The sequence below is a fragment of the Clostridium sp. CS1-1 genome (assembly GCF_056135525.1).
This window is the reverse complement of record NZ_CM148680.1, coordinates 770,260-787,737: the sequence shown is the minus strand read 5'-3', so window position 1 is coordinate 787,737 and position 17,478 is coordinate 770,260. Positions and strand designations below refer to the sequence as shown.

General features: G+C 36.9%; 13 protein-coding genes, 1 tRNA gene and 3 rRNA genes. All 17 read right to left on the bottom strand.

Annotated elements, in window-relative coordinates; genetic code table 11:
- Positions 1 to 2: 2 nt before the first annotated feature.
- The 17 genes from AC0N0V_RS03540 to AC0N0V_RS03460 all read right to left on the bottom strand — a co-directional run bounded on the left by AC0N0V_RS03540 (position 3) and on the right by AC0N0V_RS03460 (position 17,165).
- The gene (locus AC0N0V_RS03540) at positions 3 to 281 is read right to left on the bottom strand and encodes a hypothetical protein (RefSeq protein ID WP_474462150.1); all 279 of its coding nucleotides are present in this window, start codon (positions 279 to 281) and stop codon (positions 3 to 5) included.
- 21 nt (positions 282 to 302) lie between these two features.
- Positions 303 to 605, bottom strand: a complete 303-nt coding sequence (locus tag AC0N0V_RS03535; RefSeq protein WP_474462149.1) for a PTS sugar transporter subunit IIA — start codon at positions 603 to 605, stop codon at positions 303 to 305.
- A gap of 43 nt (positions 606 to 648) precedes the next feature.
- Positions 649 to 1,968, bottom strand: coding sequence for a 6-phospho-beta-glucosidase (locus AC0N0V_RS03530; RefSeq protein ID WP_474462148.1), 1,320 nt, complete (start codon positions 1,966 to 1,968; stop codon positions 649 to 651).
- Between the two features lie 150 nt (positions 1,969 to 2,118).
- Complete coding sequence (locus AC0N0V_RS03525; RefSeq protein ID WP_474462147.1) at positions 2,119 to 3,399, bottom strand: PTS sugar transporter subunit IIC; 1,281 nt, start codon at positions 3,397 to 3,399, stop codon at positions 2,119 to 2,121.
- An 18-nt stretch (positions 3,400 to 3,417) separates the two neighbouring features.
- Positions 3,418 to 3,723, bottom strand: a complete 306-nt coding sequence (locus AC0N0V_RS03520) for a PTS sugar transporter subunit IIB (RefSeq protein ID WP_474462146.1) — start codon at positions 3,721 to 3,723, stop codon at positions 3,418 to 3,420.
- Between the two features lie 274 nt (positions 3,724 to 3,997).
- On the bottom strand, positions 3,998 to 5,086 hold the full coding sequence (locus AC0N0V_RS03515) for a dipeptide epimerase (RefSeq protein ID WP_474462145.1): 1,089 nt from the start codon (positions 5,084 to 5,086) through the stop codon (positions 3,998 to 4,000).
- Between the two features lie 249 nt (positions 5,087 to 5,335).
- Positions 5,336 to 5,662 carry a DUF3870 domain-containing protein gene (locus AC0N0V_RS03510; RefSeq protein ID WP_474462144.1) on the bottom strand — a complete coding sequence of 109 codons (327 nt, stop codon included), beginning with the start codon at positions 5,660 to 5,662 and terminating at the stop codon, positions 5,336 to 5,338.
- 27 nt (positions 5,663 to 5,689) lie between these two features.
- A complete protein-coding gene (locus tag AC0N0V_RS03505; RefSeq protein ID WP_474462142.1) occupies positions 5,690 to 7,120 on the bottom strand; it encodes an SH3 domain-containing protein in 1,431 nt (476 codons plus the stop codon).
- 17 nt (positions 7,121 to 7,137) lie between these two features.
- Complete coding sequence (locus AC0N0V_RS03500) at positions 7,138 to 8,298, bottom strand: DUF819 family protein (RefSeq protein WP_474462140.1); 1,161 nt, start codon at positions 8,296 to 8,298, stop codon at positions 7,138 to 7,140.
- A 404-nt stretch (positions 8,299 to 8,702) separates the two neighbouring features.
- On the bottom strand, positions 8,703 to 8,828 hold the full coding sequence (locus AC0N0V_RS03495; RefSeq protein ID WP_474462139.1) for a hypothetical protein: 126 nt from the start codon (positions 8,826 to 8,828) through the stop codon (positions 8,703 to 8,705).
- Positions 8,825 to 8,998, bottom strand: coding sequence for a 2-keto-3-deoxygluconate permease (locus AC0N0V_RS03490; RefSeq protein ID WP_474462138.1), 174 nt, complete (start codon positions 8,996 to 8,998; stop codon positions 8,825 to 8,827). Before AC0N0V_RS03490 ends, AC0N0V_RS03495 begins: the two co-directional genes overlap by 4 nt.
- 247 nt (positions 8,999 to 9,245) lie before the next feature.
- Positions 9,246 to 9,362 (bottom strand): 5S ribosomal RNA (gene rrf / locus AC0N0V_RS03485).
- A gap of 181 nt (positions 9,363 to 9,543) precedes the next feature.
- A 23S ribosomal RNA gene (locus AC0N0V_RS03480) occupies positions 9,544 to 12,446 on the bottom strand.
- 382 nt (positions 12,447 to 12,828) lie between these two features.
- Positions 12,829 to 14,335: ribosomal RNA gene (locus tag AC0N0V_RS03475) — 16S ribosomal RNA — on the bottom strand.
- The 16S, 23S and 5S rRNA genes sit together here with 1 tRNA gene alongside, the layout of an rRNA operon.
- 275 nt (positions 14,336 to 14,610) lie before the next feature.
- Positions 14,611 to 14,686, bottom strand: a tRNA-Met gene (locus AC0N0V_RS03470).
- 341 nt (positions 14,687 to 15,027) lie between these two features.
- A complete protein-coding gene (locus AC0N0V_RS03465; RefSeq protein WP_474464429.1) occupies positions 15,028 to 16,515 on the bottom strand; it encodes a flotillin family protein in 1,488 nt (495 codons plus the stop codon).
- A gap of 89 nt (positions 16,516 to 16,604) precedes the next feature.
- Positions 16,605 to 17,165: an NfeD family membrane protein gene (locus AC0N0V_RS03460; protein WP_474462137.1), complete on the bottom strand. Its 561-nt coding sequence runs from the start codon at positions 17,163 to 17,165 to the stop codon at positions 16,605 to 16,607.
- Positions 17,166 to 17,478: the final 313 nt, after the last annotated feature.

Genomic DNA, 17,478 nt, shown 5'->3' with positions numbered 1-17,478 from the left:
TATTAATTATTTTTATTCTTTTTAAATATTTTTTGCTTTTGTTCTATAGATTTTTTCGATATTTCAAAAAACATTATACACATTATAGAGAATATAGTAATTAGTATATTTAATACCCAAGGGTTTGTAGCATCAAAAGCTAACGTAGGTATAATTATCACTAATGGAGCTATACCAGCTAAAATCCATCTATTTAATTTTAACCTTTTTGTTAAAATATTAGATACTTTTACACCCACCAGCATTAAAACTATAAAAGCTATGCCATAAAATAATTTCATAATTATTTCACTCACCTTAAATTATTTTCTAAACTCTCTATACATCTCAACCATCTGCTCAATTAAATTTTTTTCTGATATAGCTGTCATAAGCTGGTCTTGAGCATGTATCATTAAAAGAGATATTTTAAGTGAATCTCCGTTTAGTTCTTCTTGAATTAGCTTCGTTTGAGTATTGTGCGCTAAGTCCAACTCTTCCTGTGCCTTTTTTAATTTTTCTTCTGCTTTTTCCATGTCTCCTAATTTTGCTGCTTTTAGTGCTTCATAAGCGTAACCTCTTGCATCTCCACCATGTGAAATTATACTAAAAATTTGTTCTTCCATTAATAAAACCTCCAACACTCACTATAGTTTTAACCTTGTAGTCTTAATCTAATTTAAATTGTGGTAAATATTCTTTATTTATCTCTAATAATTCATTGAGTATTTCTTTTGCCACTTGTACAGATGGTACTAATGGATGGCTTGAAAGAGCTAATAGAGCTTTTTCTTTATCGCCTTTAACTCCTGCTTCCACAGCAAGTACCTCGTAACTTTTAACCGATTGCATTAATCCCATTATTTCTATTGGTAGATCTCCTTTTAGACTGAGTGGAGTTGCTCCTTTACTATCTATTATACAATTTGTTTCTATAACAGAATTATCTGGAATTCCCTTAATTACTCCATTATTTAAAGTATTAACTGTATGAACTTCTCTTTTATCATTATAGATAGCACTTATTAATGATACTGCTGCATCAGAATAGTAAGCTCCTCCTCTTTTTTCTAACTCTTTAGGTTTTGTATTAAGATCTGGGGACTTATAAAGCTCAAACAATGTTTTTTCTACAGCTTTTACCTGCTCTGCTCTTGTACCCTTTGTGCAATCCTTAGCAGCTTCTATTTCTTCTTGAACCATCTTGTCTGTCATATAGTAATATCTATGATATGGACATGGAAGCATTCCTAATGCTCTTAAAAACTCCCCATCCCATTTTAAATTGGATATATTTTTCATGTTAAGTACTGCTCCATCAAGAAGCTTTTCAATAACCTCATTAGTTACATCTTTTCCCTTACACCAGACTTTTTTCCCCCATACAAGGTGGTTTAACCCTGCAAACTCTATAAAAATATCTCTATAAGGTACTTCCAGCATACTTGCTACGTCCATAGTCATATGTATAGGTACATTACATAAACCTATACATTTTACATCTGTATATTTAAGTATGGCGTCCGTAACTAATCCTGACGGGTTAGTAAAGTTTATAAGCCAAGCCTCTGGACATAATTCTTTTATATCTTTACATATGTCTAACATTATAGGTATGGTTCTAAGTGCTTTAGCAAATCCTCCTGGACCTGTAGTTTCTTGACCTAACACACCATATTTCAACGGAAATCTTTCATCCCTTGCCCTTGCATCTAATCCACCAACCCTAAATTGAGTTACTACAAAATCTGCATTTTTTAATGCTTCTCTTCTGTCTAAAGTTATAATTAACTTAGTATTTAAGCCTGCTTTTTCTATCATTCTTTTTGCTAAGTTACCTACTATATTTAATTTTTCTTCCCCTTCTTTTATATCCACTAAGTGTATTTCACTAACTGGCAGCTCCATTGATCTTTTTAGAAACCCATCAATTATTTCTGGGGTATAACTACTTCCCCCTCCTATTACGACGACTTTAAGTTTTTTCATTCTAACACCCTCAACTTTTATTTTTTGATTTTACGATAAGAAAAGGATTTGTAAAGGAGATTGAGAATAGAGATTTAGTTAAAGCTCATCCATCACTTTAAATTCTCTTTCTCAATTCCAATTAATTAATACCCTTTTACACTAAATCTCTTAAGCTTTTATTGCATCACTTTCTTCTGTATTCACACTCTGTTCTTCAAGCAATTTCTTCTCATAAGCTTTAAAGAACGGATAATATATTACTGTTGTTATTGCTATATTAATTAAAACAAGAACTATCGCCTTCCAATCTCCCTTTGTAGCAAGATATGCGCCTATTGGTGCTGGAAGAGTCCATGGTGCTGGTACAACTGGCCTCGCTACTATATTAAAGTACATAGCAGCATAAGTTATTATTGCTTCTATTATCGGGCCTACCACAAATGGTATAAGGAATAGTGGGTTTAACATTATAGGAGCTCCAAATATTACTGGTTCATTTATATTACAAATACCTGGAATAAAAGATGCTCTGCCTATATCTTTTAAGTATTGCGATTTAGATGTCATCATTAAAATTACTAATCCTATAGTAGCACCTGATCCTCCTATCCATACAAACCATTGAAAAAACGGTTCTGGTGCTATATGCGGTAATGGCGTTCCTGCAGCTAAGGCTTTTGTATTTTCATCTAATAAAACAAGCCATATTGGCCTTGCTACTGTACCAACAATTGAGTCTCCATGAATACCACAAGCCCAAAGTAATGTTATAAGGAAAGTTGGAACTAATACTCCTCCTAATGTATCTCCTGCTACTACAAGTGGTTTAAATATATTCATTATAAATTGTTGTATATCAAAATTTAATAAATCTCTAACAACCCATAGTACAACTATAATAATTGCCGCTGGTATTAATGCTGCAAAGGAGTTTGCTACAGACTCTGGAACTCCTTCTGGCATTTTAATAGTTATGTTTTTTTCTTTAGTAAATCTTAAAATTTCTACAGCAAAAATAGCCATCAATATAGCAACGAACATTCCTGCTCCACCAAGATTCTCTAAAGGTAAAACCCAACCTAAATCATTTTCTTTAACAGCTACAGGTAAACTTGTTAATAAGAAAGCTGCTAAAGACAACCCTCCTCCTGCTAATGCATCTAGCTTATAAGACTTTGCAAGATTATACCCTATTCCAAAAGATGCATATAAGGCCATAATTCCCATCGATAATCTATAAGGATATAGTATTTTGCCTATATAAGGCTTAACTGCTACGGCCCATGAATTCACCGGTGGAAAGGCAATAACTAAGAAAAAACTACCTACAATTATAAGAGGTATAGTTGAAACGATACCATCACGTATAGCTCTAAGATGTCTTTGTTCAGACATTTTAGCCATAGGAGGTAAAAGGTATTTCTCTAAAAGTTCAAATATGAATTTCATTTTAAATCCTCCTTTAAGTTATTTTGAGTGCTTTTTTATTTGAGCTAATACTTTAGGCGCCCCTATTGGCGTATATCCCATTGGAACTATTACCTCAACAGGTATATTGAGTTCCTGTGCTTGTGCTTTGAAAACTTCTAATCTATGTTTTACTTGAGGTGCAACTAGTGCCATATCATATCCTAGTTTAATTTCATCCTCAAACTCAGAAGTTCCTACTGCTTTAATTTCTAGTGGAAATCCTTGCTTGTCAGCTTCAGTTTTTATAGCTTTAACTACTATTGCACTAGACATTCCCCCTGAACAAACCATCAAAACTTTCATAAATAAATTCCTCCTTACACTTGTTTTTATATAAAATTATTTAGCAATAACCATGCCAAGGTTGAAAACCCTTTTATTGTAGTAGTTCTCAAAGAATCTGTATCATGCTATAAATTTTGATACAGATTCTTTGATACACTGTACAGTATAAAACACTTGTCTTAATATAGAGAAACGCTAAGCATTAAGCTTAGTCAGACAATTCAAAAGCCCCGTACTTTTTTAAAAGTACGGGGCTAAATTCTTCAATATTACATGATTTAATAGTATTATGCTATTTATATACTACACCTTTAATATCTTTAAATCCAAAGCCTGGTTCATCATTTAATGTTATTCTATAATTATCAAAAATAGCTCCTCCAAGAACTGGATCTTCACTGCAAAGAACTGGGCCATCTAAGTCAATTTTAGTTATTATACTTTTTGCTGCTGCTAAGTGAACTGCCGCAGTGACACTAACCTTAGCTTCAAGCATACATCCTATCATGCACTCTACACCATAAATTTCTGCCATAGAACAAATTTTTAATGCGTTGTAAATACCTCCTGTTTTCATAAGTTTTATATTCACTAAATCCGCTGCTCTCATCTGCATAATCTTTAATGCATCCATAGGAGAAAATACGCTTTCGTCAGCAAGTACAGGTATGGAAACATTATCGCTTACAAGCTTTAGTCCTTCAAAATCATATGCTATAACTGGTTGTTCTACAAATTCAATATCTAAACCTGCATCTTCCATTTTTCTCAAAGTATATATAGCCTCTTTAGCACCCCATCCCTGATTTGCATCTATTCTAAGCTTAACATCATATCCAACCGCTTTCCTTATAGCTTTCATTCTTTCAATGTCTTTAACTGAATCATTTCCTACTTTAATCTTTAAAGTATTGTATCCTAGCTCTACCGCTTCCTTACTATCTCTTGCCATTTCTTCAGGCTCATTCACACTTATTGTTATATCAGTAATTATCTCTTTTCTATATCCTCCCAGTAACTTATATATAGGAGCCTTATATAACTTTCCATATAGATCATATAGTGCTATGTCTACTGCTGCCTTTGCGCTAGTATTTTTAATAATAGATTTATCTAATTTTTTCATAAGTTCTTCGAAATTCTCAATTTCCATGCCTAATATTGATTTTTTTATATGGTCTTCAATAGCACCAATGATGCCTCCAGTGGTATCCCCTGTTATAACTCCTGTTGGTGGAGCTTCTCCATAACCAATTTCTCCTGTATCCGTAATAATTTTAACTATTACATCATTAACACTTTCAACAGTTCTAAGTGCAGTCTTAAAAGGTTTTTTTAATGGTACTGAAATATATCCAATCTTTATATCAGTAATTTTCATTTTACTTCCCCCTTAATATCTTAAAATAAAGAATATATCTTATTTTGAAATCTTTTAATACACTCTACTAAATTGAACTTAACCTTGTTATAATTACTAGCGAAAACTATATCTAGAATAGATTCATTATTCAGTTTTAATTAAATACATTACCTCAAAAAAGACCCAGCAAAACAAATAACCTTTGTTTTGCTGGGTTTTACTCATGTTGATAACTACTGAATTGTAATTATTCTCTGAATAAAGCAGCTAAAAATGTTTTTCATTTACTTCTTTATATTTCTTTACAGCGTCTTTATATGCCACAATGATAGCTTTCTGTGAAGAACCATGATACCTTCGCTTTATCTCCTGTTCAAATTCTTCACTATACTCAGCTATATTTTTATCAACAAATAGACTTCTAACAAACTCATCTGTTGTTCTAATTGTAGAGGAACAACTTAAATCAACAATTCTGCCTGTTTTAGCTTCCACTACAAATCCTATAAAAAATGAGTTGAATCTATGTGTTATAGCATTGTCAGTATTAGTTTTTGAGTTACCTATAATAAATATAGTATCTTCGCTATACATTTAAATCACCCCATAAGTATTATATAATTAATGTTTATTTAGCACAAATTCCCTTGCACCATATAACCCTTCCATGTAGGTTTGTTTCCCATCCTCGGATAAACCTATACTTAAAGGTGTTACTGATACTTGGCGTGATCTATAATATTTAACATTGTTATTTCCTTGTGGTTCATAAAATCCTGAGAAATCATGAATCATGTAATATTCATCTTTATACTTGCCTAAGTATAACATAGCGTGTCCACTCATATATAAACAAGTACCTGGTTCTAAAGTATCAAATAATCTTTTTCTATCACTTAATGTCATCTCTTTAGGCATATCAAAATATTTTGAAACAGATAATTTTCCTTGTTCTCCAGAATTTCTTTGAAGCTTTATCCCCATTGTTCTGAATATATCCATTGTGAAGGCAGTACAATCTCTACCATTAAACATTCCTCCCCAACCATATCTCTGTCCTTGAAGCTTAAATGCCTCTGAGATTATGTTGTTTTTTGTATATGGGAGATATCCAACATTTACATCCTCTACAACTGGAATTAATCCATACTTAAATATAAGATTGCCATTATCATCTCTTGTTGGAAGTTTTACAACATAATTTCCTGAAGGATTTTGTCCATAGATGTCATCAGTAATTTCATTTTCTTTAGCAAGTGGAACTCTCACTCCCATATCAAGCTGAAGCTCTGAAATATCCATACTTAATGGATTATAATCTGTATGAATATATTTCCCTGTTACAACCAAGAACTTATTATAATTAACATAATCAAATAAATCTTTCTTAGATGTAATTGCTACATCTTTAGAAGGTATCCAAGCTAGGTAATTGTACATTTGTGCAAAATACCATTTTCCATCTTTACTTGTACTTAGAATAATAAGAGGTTCTACAGGATATACACTTGTTTCCATAAATCTATCAAATTCATAAGTATCCCCAGATTTAAATACAGCATCGTAAGTAGGGAATGTCTTCATAGCAGTTCTTCTTACTGTAACTCCATATTTAACTTGGTTATTTTCATTAATACTATCTAAATTAAGATTAGCTTTTAAGTTATCATAGTAATCCTTTGTAATTGAATTTCCTTGACTGTCATATCTGTCAGATTCTGGCGTAGCACTTAACTTTGTTATTTTATCTATTAATTCCTGCTTACTAAAAGTTGATTTATAATTTTCCAAGTCAATTATTGGTTTGTCCACACCTATGTTATCAGCATTGAATTTTTTTATTTCTTCTTCACTCATTAAAATTTTATCTACATTTTTAGTATTATTAATCCAAAACGACTGAGATAGCATTTCTTGCGATACTTTAGGTATATTATAGTTAAATTGCTTATATGAAGTGTTTACATTAACTGAATTAGTTGCAAATACACTTGAACTAGACATCAGAGTTATGACGATTCCTAAAGCGGTAGCGAGTTTATAACTTTTCATTTAACTCTCCCCTTTTACTATAAAATAGACAATATCTTTCCAACCATAAGACCTCCGCCAGTTCCAACGATATACCCCATAAGTGCCATAAGAACCCCTATAGGTACTAATGCTTCACTATAAGCGGCCGCTAAAACTGGAGCTGATGCAATTCCCCCTATATTAGCGAGACTAGCAACACCGCAAGTAAATAAATCAAGCTTAAATATTTTTGCAGCACAAGAAAGTAGTAAAGCATGTATCCCAATTATTACAAATCCTGCAAATATATATAATGGAGCTTTTCCAAGATCAGAGAAATTTGCTCTTGAAGCTATTAAAGCAACAATTGTATAAAGCATTACATTTGAAAGTTCTATAGATCCCGGCATTTTTGCCACTGGTGTCATAGCAAAAATAATTCCTAAGACAGTTACAATTAATATAGACCAAGTAGCGCCTTGGAAGAAGGTTGATTGTGGAAGTAATCCACCTAAAAACATAGATATAGCTGCCACAAGCAAACTTAATCCTAAGAGAAATATCATATCTACGAACTGGATTTCTCTTTTCTTAATGTCATGTTCCTTACCAAGCATTCCACCAAGTTCATCAATCAAACGTGTATCAGATTTTGTCCACTTATTAAACTTAGGTGAAAAGGATACTATCCACAGTAAAAACATAACCCATATCGAATAATTTACAGAATCCATAAGTAACGTATAACCAAGTTTAGCATCAGGAATATTTAATGCTCCCTGTATTGCAACCATATTTCCTGTTCCACCTATCCAGCTTCCTGAAAGTGCCGCAAAAGCTTTCCATGTATCTGGTTCAAAATATCTTTTAAATAAAGCATAGGTAATTATAAAACCTATCATTATGCTAAGTGTTGCTGAAAAGAACCCTATCAACATTTTAGGTCCAAGCTTTATAATCTTTCTTAAATCACATCTTAAGAGCATTAAAAATATCATAGCAGGAAGTAAGCAATCCTTTAATGCTTTATAACTTCGAGTAATATCATCACTATTTCCCCATAACCCCAAGGTTGAAAGTAACATTGCTGTAAAATATAAGAGAACGATTGCAGGCAAATAGTTAAAAAGCTTTGTCTTAGATTTTTTTTCTGCAAGAACCAATAAACTTGCAAAGAAAATTAAAAATGCTATATAAGTAAACCCCTTAGTAATCACACTTTATCCCCCCATTTATTAACTTTGCTTTTTAAGAGTCAACTACTATACTCCTCTTCTGACATATAAAACTACTAGAACTGGATTTTATATGTTTTTTATCACTATTCACTACATTTTCTCATATTTATTTCAATAGCTTTCCTCCCTTCACTCATAGTGTTTGTTCGGTTGCATACTTAAATTTTAATAGAGTATAATAGCTTATTTTATATTTTTTAGAATACAAAAAAGCCCAATAAATGATTATTTATCATTTACTGGGCTTTGCTTACGATGATATTTTGAAATATCTAAATAAACCAAGCAGTAATTAAATTTATACTTTATTCTTTTAATTTTATTATACATTATATATCAAACATAATCAACATATAAATTGAAAATTTTGAATTTATATGTTTTTACAATTTTATCTTTGCCACAACTTTTTTTACTTCCATAGGTTTATCAGCTATGCAACAAGGCTTGTGTCCACCTTGTGGAAAAGTATACCAAAACAACCTTCTTTCAAATTTATCTCTGATCAATTATAAGTTTTATTATAGAAAACTATATCTCTTACGCTTGTAGCAACCAATGCTGTTGCTTGAGCTGCAACAGGTGCAAATTGAGGCGCCATTTTTGCTATTATAACAGGATTTGCAACAGCTGCACCTGCCGAACTTGCAGCATATAATCCGCCATTTGTCATATCCATACAAGAAACAATTGCTAAAACAGATAGAACAGCAAAAAATCCTGTTTGTACGCTTCCTAAAGTTAATATTCAATGTATTAATTTATAAGGTAGCTCTTATATTTAGATTTTCCTTTTGAAAGGACTCTGTCTATATTACTAATTCATTGATTTTTCCTCTAAAAATCAATTCAGAATGGATATGTTACTTATTTATTTACATAATTAAAAACCACTAAGTATTAAACTTAATGGTTTTCTGTTACTAATCTGGCGACGACCTACTCTTCCACACAGTCTCCCGTGCAGTACCATCGGCACTGTAAAGCTTAACCATCGTGTTCGGAATGGGAACGGGTGTAACCTTTACGTCATAATCACCAGATTCGCAAAAATTGCTATAAGCTTCGCATTTCTGCGTCAAATCCTTCGCCGCGGTGCTCATTTACATAAGTAAACTCCGCTCCTCCCTCAGGATTTTCCTTGAACTGCTCGCTTCTATCAATTTTTATTATTACTTTTTGTTTGAAAGAACTATTCTTTCAAAATTGCACAGTGATATTTTTTAGGTCAAGCCCTCGACCTATTAGTATCAGTCAGCTGAACATGTTACCATGCTTACACCTCTGACCTATCAACCTTGTGTTCTTCAAGGGGTCTTACTAGCTTACGCTATGGGAAATCTTATCTTGAGGTGGGCTTCACGCTTAGATGCTTTCAGCGTTTATCCCGTCCCGACATAGCTACCCAGCTGTGCTCCTGGCGGAACAACTGGTGCACCAGAGGTCAGTCCATCCCGGTCCTCTCGTACTAAGGACAGCTCCTCTCAAATTTCCTACGCCCGCGACGGATAGGGACCGAACTGTCTCACGACGTTCTGAACCCAGCTCGCGTGCCGCTTTAATGGGCGAACAGCCCAACCCTTGGGACCTACTTCAGCCCCAGGATGCGACGAGCCGACATCGAGGTGCCAAACCTCCCCGTCGATGTGGACTCTTGGGGGAGATCAGCCTGTTATCCCCGAGGTAGCTTTTATCCGTTGAGCGATGGCCCTCCCACGAGGTACCACCGGATCACTAAGCCCGACTTTCGTCCCTGCTCCACTTGTTTGTGTCGCAGTCAGGCTCCCTTCTGCCTTTGCACTCTACGAACGATTTCCAACCGTTCTGAGGGAACCTTTGGGCGCCTCCGTTACTTTTTAGGAGGCGACCGCCCCAGTCAAACTGCCCACCTAACAATGTCCCGTGACCAGATTCATGGCCGCCGGTTAGAATCCCAGTACTGTCAGGGTGGTATCCCAAGGACGACTCCACAAAGGCTGACGCCTCTGCTTCGCAGTCTCCCACCTATCCTGTACAGACAATACCGAGACTCAATGCTAAGCTACAGTAAAGCTCTACGGGGTCTTTCCGTCCAATCGCGGGTAGCGAGCATCTTCACTCGCAATACAATTTCGCCGGATTTGTTGTCGAGACAGTGCCCAAGTCATTACGCCATTCGTGCGGGTCGGAACTTACCCGACAAGGAATTTCGCTACCTTAGGACCGTTATAGTTACGGCCGCCGTTTACTGGGGCTTAAGTTCACACCTTCGCTTGCGCTAAGTGTTCCCCTTAACCTTCCAGCACCGGGCAGGCGTCAGCCCCTATACATCAGCTTTCGCTTTAGCAGAGACCTGTGTTTTTGCTAAACAGTTGCTTGGGCCTATTCTCTGCGACCACCTTGCGGTGGCACCCCTTCTCCCGAAGTTACGGGGTCAATTTGCCGAGTTCCTTGACAACAATTCTTCCGCTGGTCTTAGGATTCTCTCCTCACCTACCTGTGTCGGTTTGCGGTACGGGCACCAGTTCACTCCATAGAGACTTTTCTTGGCAGCGTGGAATCAGATACTTCGCCCAAAAGGGCTCCCCGTAACACCTCAGCATTGACTAGACGGATTTGCCTATCTAGTCTGCCTAAGTGCTTAGACGCACATCCAATAGTGCGCACATCTTATCCTCCTGCGTCATCCCATTTGTAATAACGCAAACTGGTGGTATCGGAATATCAACCGATTGTCCATCACCTACGCCTTTCGGCCTCGGCTTAGGTCCCGACTAACCCTGAGCGGACGAGCCTTCCTCAGGAAACCTTAGGTTTTCGACCAATAAGATTCTCACTTATTTCTCGCTACTTATGCCAGCATACTCACTCCTGTACAGTCCACCGCTCCTTACGGTACGACTTCAACCCATACAGGAAGCTCCTCTACCACTGATACTTACGTATCAATCCATAGCTTCGGTGGTAAGTTTTAGCCCCGAACATCTTCGGCGCAGGATCTCTCGACTAGTGAGCTATTACGCACTCTTTAAATGAGTGGCTGCTTCTAAGCCAACATCCTAGTTGTCTTGGAAATCCCACATCCTTTTCCACTTAACTTACACTTTGGGACCTTAGCTGATGGTCTGGGCTGTTTCCCTTTTGACCACGGATCTTATCATTCGTAGTCTGACTGCTTTGATTCAAGTATATGGCATTCGGAGTTTGATAGGGTTCAGTAACTGTTGTCAGCCCCTAGCCCATTCAGTGCTCTACCTCCACTACTCATTCAAAACGCTAGCCCTAAAGCTATTTCGAGGAGAACCAGCTATCTCCGAGTTCGATTGGAATTTCTCCGCTATCCACAGCTCATCCCATGGTTTTTCAACACCAATGTGGTTCGGTCCTCCACGGAATTTTACTTCCGCTTCAACCTGTCCATGGATAGGTCACCCGGTTTCGGGTCTACGACATGCAACTTTTTGCCCTATTCAGACTCGGTTTCCCTTCGGCTGCGTATCTTAAATACTTAACCTTGCTACACATCGTAACTCGCTGGCTCGTTCTACAAAAAGCACGTCGTCGCAGGTAAAACTGCTTCGACTGATTGTGGACACACGGTTTCAGGTTCTATTTCACTCCCCTTCCGGGGTTCTTTTCACCTTTCCCTCACGGTACTGCTTCACTATCGGTCACCAGTTAGTATTTAGCCTTGGGAGGTGGTCCTCCCTGCTTCCCACAAGGTTTCACGTGTCTCGTGGTACTCTGGATCAGATCTAGAAGTTTTCATTTTCATCTACAGGGCTGTTACCTTCTATGGCGGAGCCTTCCAGCTCTCTTCAATTAATTCCTACTTCCTTTTATGATCTGTCCGCAACCCCAGGAACAAGTTCCTGGTTTGGGCTCTTTCCCTTTCGCTCGCCGCTACTTAGGAAATCGATTTTTCTTTCTCTTCCTCCGGGTACTTAGATGTTTCAGTTCCCCGGGTCTACCTCTATAAACCTATGAATTCAGTTTACAGTACATAGCGTTAGCTATGTGGGTTGCCCCATTCGGAAATCTCCGGATCGCAGGCTATTTGCGCCTACCCGAAGCTTATCGCAGCTTATCGCGTCCTTCATCGGCTACTGGTGCCAAGGCATTCACCATGCGCCCTTTGTAGCTTGACCTAGTTGACCGAAAATTGCTATAAACTTCGCATTTCTGCGTCAGACCTCTCTTTCAGATGCTCATTTACCATAAGTAAATTCCGCTCTTCACTCGAGTCCTTCCTTGAACTGCTTGCTTCTATCAATTTTCTAGTTTTAGTTCATAAATCTACAAAGGTTTGTTATTTATATTTTCATATAAACAATCATACCTTTAGCTTTACTTTTTTATGTTAAATAACTTTCATTATTTAACGCTTATCACTGTGCAATTTTCAAAGAACAATTCGCTATCACCTTAGTGTTAGCTTTATTTGAGGTTTTAATCCCTCAAAATTAAACAGAGTGTAAACCAGAATTCCAATGTAACTAAAAACCTAAGTTTCTAGTTATTATTCCTTAGAAAGGAGGTGATCCAGCCGCAGGTTCTCCTACGGCTACCTTGTTACGACTTCACCCCAATCACTGACCCCACCTTCGGCCGCTGGCTCCTTACGGTTACCTCACGGACTTCGGGTGTTGCCAGCTCTCATGGTGTGACGGGCGGTGTGTACAAGGCCCGGGAACGTATTCACCGCGACATTCTGATTCGCGATTACTAGCAACTCCAGCTTCATGTAGGCGAGTTTCAGCCTACAATCCGAACTGGGATGAGTTTTTTAGTTTGGCTCCCCCTCGCGGGTTTGCATCTAATTGTACTCACCATTGTAGCACGTGTGTAGCCCTGGACATAAGGGGCATGATGATTTGACGTCATCCCCACCTTCCTCCCGGTTAACCCGGGCAGTCTCACTAGAGTGCTCAACTTAATGGTAGCAACTAATGATAAGGGTTGCGCTCGTTGCAGGACTTAACCTAACATCTCACGACACGAGCTGACGACAACCATGCACCACCTGTCTCCCTGCCCCGAAGGGCTTCCTCCATTACGAGTAATTCAGGGGATGTCAAGTCCAGGTAAGGTTCTTCGCGTTGCTTCGAATTAAACCACATGCTCCGCTGCTTGTGCGGGCCCCCGTCAATTCCTTTGAGTTTTAATCTTGCGATCGTACTTCCCAGGCGGAGTACTTATTGTGTTAACTGCGGCACAGAGGGTTGGACCCCCCTACACCTAGTACTCATCGTTTACGGCGTGGACTACCAGGGTATCTAATCCTGTTTGCTACCCACGCTTTCATGCCTCAGCGTCAGTTATGGTCCAGAGAATCGCCTTCGCCACTGGTGTTCTTCCTAATCTCTACGCATTTCACCGCTACACTAGGAATTCCATTCTCCTCTCCCACACTCTAGATATCCAGTTTGAAATGCAGCTCCCAAGTTAAGCCCGGGAATTTCACATCTCACTTAAATATCCGCCTACGCATCCTTTACGCCCAGTAAATCCGGACAACGCTTGCCACCTACGTATTACCGCGGCTGCTGGCACGTAGTTAGCCGTGGCTTCCTCCTTGGGTACCGTCATTATCGTCCCCAAAGACAGAGCTTTACAACCCGAAGGCCTTCATCACTCACGCGGCGTTGCTGCATCAGGCTTTCGCCCATTGTGCAATATTCCCCACTGCTGCCTCCCGTAGGAGTCTGGACCGTATCTCAGTTCCAATGTGGCCGATCACCCTCTCAGGTCGGCTACGCATCGTCGCCTTGGTGAGCCTTTACCTCACCAACTAGCTAATGCGCCGCGGGTCCATCTCAAAGCGGATTACTCCTTTAATTAGTTCTTCATGCGAAAAACTAATGTTATGCGGTATTAATCTCCCTTTCGGGAGGCTATCCCCCTCTTTGAGGCAGGTTACCCACGTGTTACTCACCCGTCCGCCGCTAATCCACCCCGAAGGATTTCATCGCTCGACTTGCATGTGTTAGGCACGCCGCCAGCGTTCGTCCTGAGCCAGGATCAAACTCTCAATTTAAAAGTTTGCTTGCTCATTACTGTTTTGTTACTTTAAAAGTAACCCAAAGAATTGCTGGTTTATTTTAAAAACAAGTTTTATCTTGTGTTTCACTCTGTTTAATTTTCAAGGATCATGTCGATTTAACTCGACTGCCTGTATATCTTATCATGTTTTCTTTAACTCGTCAACTAGTAATTTATACTTAATTATCTATAACATCACACATTATAATATGGTGTCGTTGACAGCTTTTACATAATATCATACAACTTTTATCATTGTCAATATAATTTTGGTTGCGGGAGCAGGACTTGAACCTACGACCTTCGGGTTATGAGCCCGACGAGCTACCAACTGCTCCATCCCGCGATATTATATTGAACAACTATCTTTCTGTGTTTGTCACTCATCAAGCGACAAGGAATATCTTATCACCTTTAACTTTAATTAATATTGAACAATATTATATTTACCCAGGCTTAGATGTTTTATACTCATTTTTTTTACAAATACCTATATATATCTTATATTGACACGATAGGCTAAGTTGTTGCAATAATAATGTCTAATAATAAAAAATTGCAAGATTTCAAATCTAGTTGTAACACTAAAATCAAAAACCTTGCATATTCTTAATTGAGGTATTCAATATAATTAGTTAGTATGCTAGCATGTTTCTAACTTGCTATCTTATTTCAAGTTCCTGAGGTTTATTTTGTAATTTCTTCTTCAGCTTTATTTTTTTCATCTTTGTTTACTAAAGCTTTATTAAAAAAATCTACCATTTTTATGCCGGTTAACGCCTCTACTGTTTCAGGCAGTTGTGAAATAATATCATTAACATATCCGGTAACCTTTGAAGCACCCTTTCCCTCTCCTGTTCCTGTGCCATTATCAACAATAACGATTTTTTCTGTTTTAGACAATGGCTCCGAAATCGCTCTTGCAATCTCAGGTAATTTTTCTATTACCATCTGAGTCATAGCTGCATCATTATATAGCTTAAATGCTTCTGCCTTTTTCATCATAGCCTCTGCTTCAGCTTTACCCTTTTCTCTAATTATATCTACTTCTGCCATACCTTGAAGTCTTAAAGCCTCTGCCTTAGCCTTACCTTCCAACTCAATAGCTTTTGCTCTTGCTTCTGCATCCGCAACTTCCTTATACTTAACAGCATCTGCCGTTTGTACCTGTTTATATTTATCAGCTTCTGCCTGTCTTTTGACTGTAGCTTCAAGCTCTCTTTCTTTTCTGATAGATTCCTTTTCAGCAAGTTCTATCTCTTTTTCTTTTCTAGTTATTTCTACTTGAACTTCAGCATCTGCAAGTTCTTTTTCCTTTAACTTTTTAGTAATCTGTACCTGCATCTGTGTTTCGGTAACTTCTTTTTTAACTTTGTTAGATTCGATTTCATAGGCTAAATCAGATATAGCTTTTGCCTGTTCTTGTTCTTTTCTATATTCCTGTACCTTTAATTCCTTTTGTTTTGTTGATTCAGCAATTTGAGTTTCTGCTAAAATTCTACCTGCTTCCCCTAGTCTAACTGCTTCTGATGTTTTAATTTTAGTTTCCCTCGCCGCCTCTGCCTCTGCAATTAAAGCATCTCTTTTAACTGCTGCAATTCTTGGTTTACCAAGAGCCTCTAAATATCCATTTTTATCTGAAATATCTTTTATAGTCAAAACCTTTAATTCTAGTCCCATCTGTGCAAGATCAACAGCAGCTACTTCCTGAACATGAGATGCAAAAGTTTCCCTATCCTTATATATCTCTTCTACTGTCATTTTAGATACAATTTCTCTAAGCTTACCCTCTAAAACATTCTGGGTTGTGTGAACAATAACTTGAAGAGTATGTTCCATTCCATGTGATGTATTAAATTGTTCCGCAGCAGATAAAATTGAATCTGTATCTGATTTTACCTTTACGACTGCAACTCCATCCGCAGTAATTCCCACTCCTTGTCCTGTTAATGCCCCGTCAATTTTTATTTCAATCTCCATATTTTCTAATGACATTTTGTCTGTTCTTTCAAGTAGCGGCATTACAAATCCACCACCACCAGTAATAACTCTCTTTTTAAGACCAGTAACAACTAGTGCCTTGTCCTGAGGCACCCTTTTCCACATGGAAAATACTCCAAGAATCAACAATATAATTACTCCAACAATAATTCCTGGAACCATAAAAGTTGACATATTCAGCATAACCTTCTCCCCTTTTCATTATTTATTATTTTTTCTTTAATATATGGCTGTTTTTTAATTTTGCAGATGATATACTTCGCCTACTCATTTAAAGGCTGAACATAAAATACATTATCTTTAATATCATATATAATTACCTCTTCACCTTGTAATACTGACTTTTTATTTATATGCTGTGCTGGAGCATTATATTTACTTCCATTAACTACATATGATATTACTCCAAATCCATCATTTATTATTGGCGAGATAACTAGGGCTTTCATTCCTATAAGCTTTTCCTGATAAACTGCACTTGTATTTTGCGCCTTATATAAAGGTACTACTATAAATTTGTATAAGATAAATGAGACTATGCTACCTACCATTATCGCAAGCACCAAGGTAATCATACTATTTAGCTTATAATAATTACCCATAATTCCAACTCCGCCAAATACAGTAATAAATGATACTATAGTTATAGGCTTTAGCGGCATAACATTAACCATATGTCCTGAACCTTGGGAATCTATATGTGTATCGATATGTGTGTCTATATGACCGCCGAGATGAATAATTCCAAATACTCCTCCTAACAAAAATGTTACTACAGTGTATATAACTCCAACCCAAAAAACAATATTGTAAACTTGCTCCATAAAACCCCTCCCTCGATACCATTCTATGCATAAATTTTATTAATGTTATCTCCACTAATTTCAGATTTATTTTGTTTATTAGTATAAATATATTTATAAGATATCTATTAAATTATTTAGTAGTTTCAGCGTAATGAGTTATTAAATAACTTATTGTACAATATACCTAATTATAACATATTTTGTATTTTAATCAAATTTATAATAACCTACATTATTCATTTTATTTTAACAAACAAGTAAATATACAAATTAAGCTTTACTTCCTTAGTAAATCTTAATTTTACTAAGGAAGTAAAGCTTATCTATCTTT

Excerpts from the sequence above, each read along its gene's own strand:
- AC0N0V_RS03505 (WP_474462142.1), bottom strand. The coding sequence starts at position 7,120 with ATGAAAAGTTATAAACTCGCTACCGCTTTAGGAATCGTCATAACTCTG.
- AC0N0V_RS03515 (WP_474462145.1), bottom strand. The coding sequence starts at position 5,086 with ATGAAAATTACTGATATAAAGATTGGATATATTTCAGTACCATTAAAA.
- AC0N0V_RS03535 (WP_474462149.1), bottom strand. The coding sequence starts at position 605 with ATGGAAGAACAAATTTTTAGTATAATTTCACATGGTGGAGATGCAAGA.
- AC0N0V_RS03465 (WP_474464429.1), bottom strand. The coding sequence starts at position 16,515 with ATGTCAACTTTTATGGTTCCAGGAATTATTGTTGGAGTAATTATATTG.
- AC0N0V_RS03460 (WP_474462137.1), bottom strand. The coding sequence starts at position 17,165 with ATGGAGCAAGTTTACAATATTGTTTTTTGGGTTGGAGTTATATACACT.
- AC0N0V_RS03520 (WP_474462146.1), bottom strand. The coding sequence starts at position 3,723 with ATGAAAGTTTTGATGGTTTGTTCAGGGGGAATGTCTAGTGCAATAGTA.
- AC0N0V_RS03525 (WP_474462147.1), bottom strand. The coding sequence starts at position 3,399 with ATGAAATTCATATTTGAACTTTTAGAGAAATACCTTTTACCTCCTATG.
- AC0N0V_RS03540 (WP_474462150.1), bottom strand. The coding sequence starts at position 281 with ATGAAATTATTTTATGGCATAGCTTTTATAGTTTTAATGCTGGTGGGT.
- AC0N0V_RS03510 (WP_474462144.1), bottom strand. The coding sequence starts at position 5,662 with ATGTATAGCGAAGATACTATATTTATTATAGGTAACTCAAAAACTAAT.
- AC0N0V_RS03490 (WP_474462138.1), bottom strand. The coding sequence starts at position 8,998 with ATGGATATGACAAATGGCGGATTATATGCTGCAAGTTCGGCAGGTGCA.
- AC0N0V_RS03530 (WP_474462148.1), bottom strand. The coding sequence starts at position 1,968 with ATGAAAAAACTTAAAGTCGTCGTAATAGGAGGGGGAAGTAGTTATACC.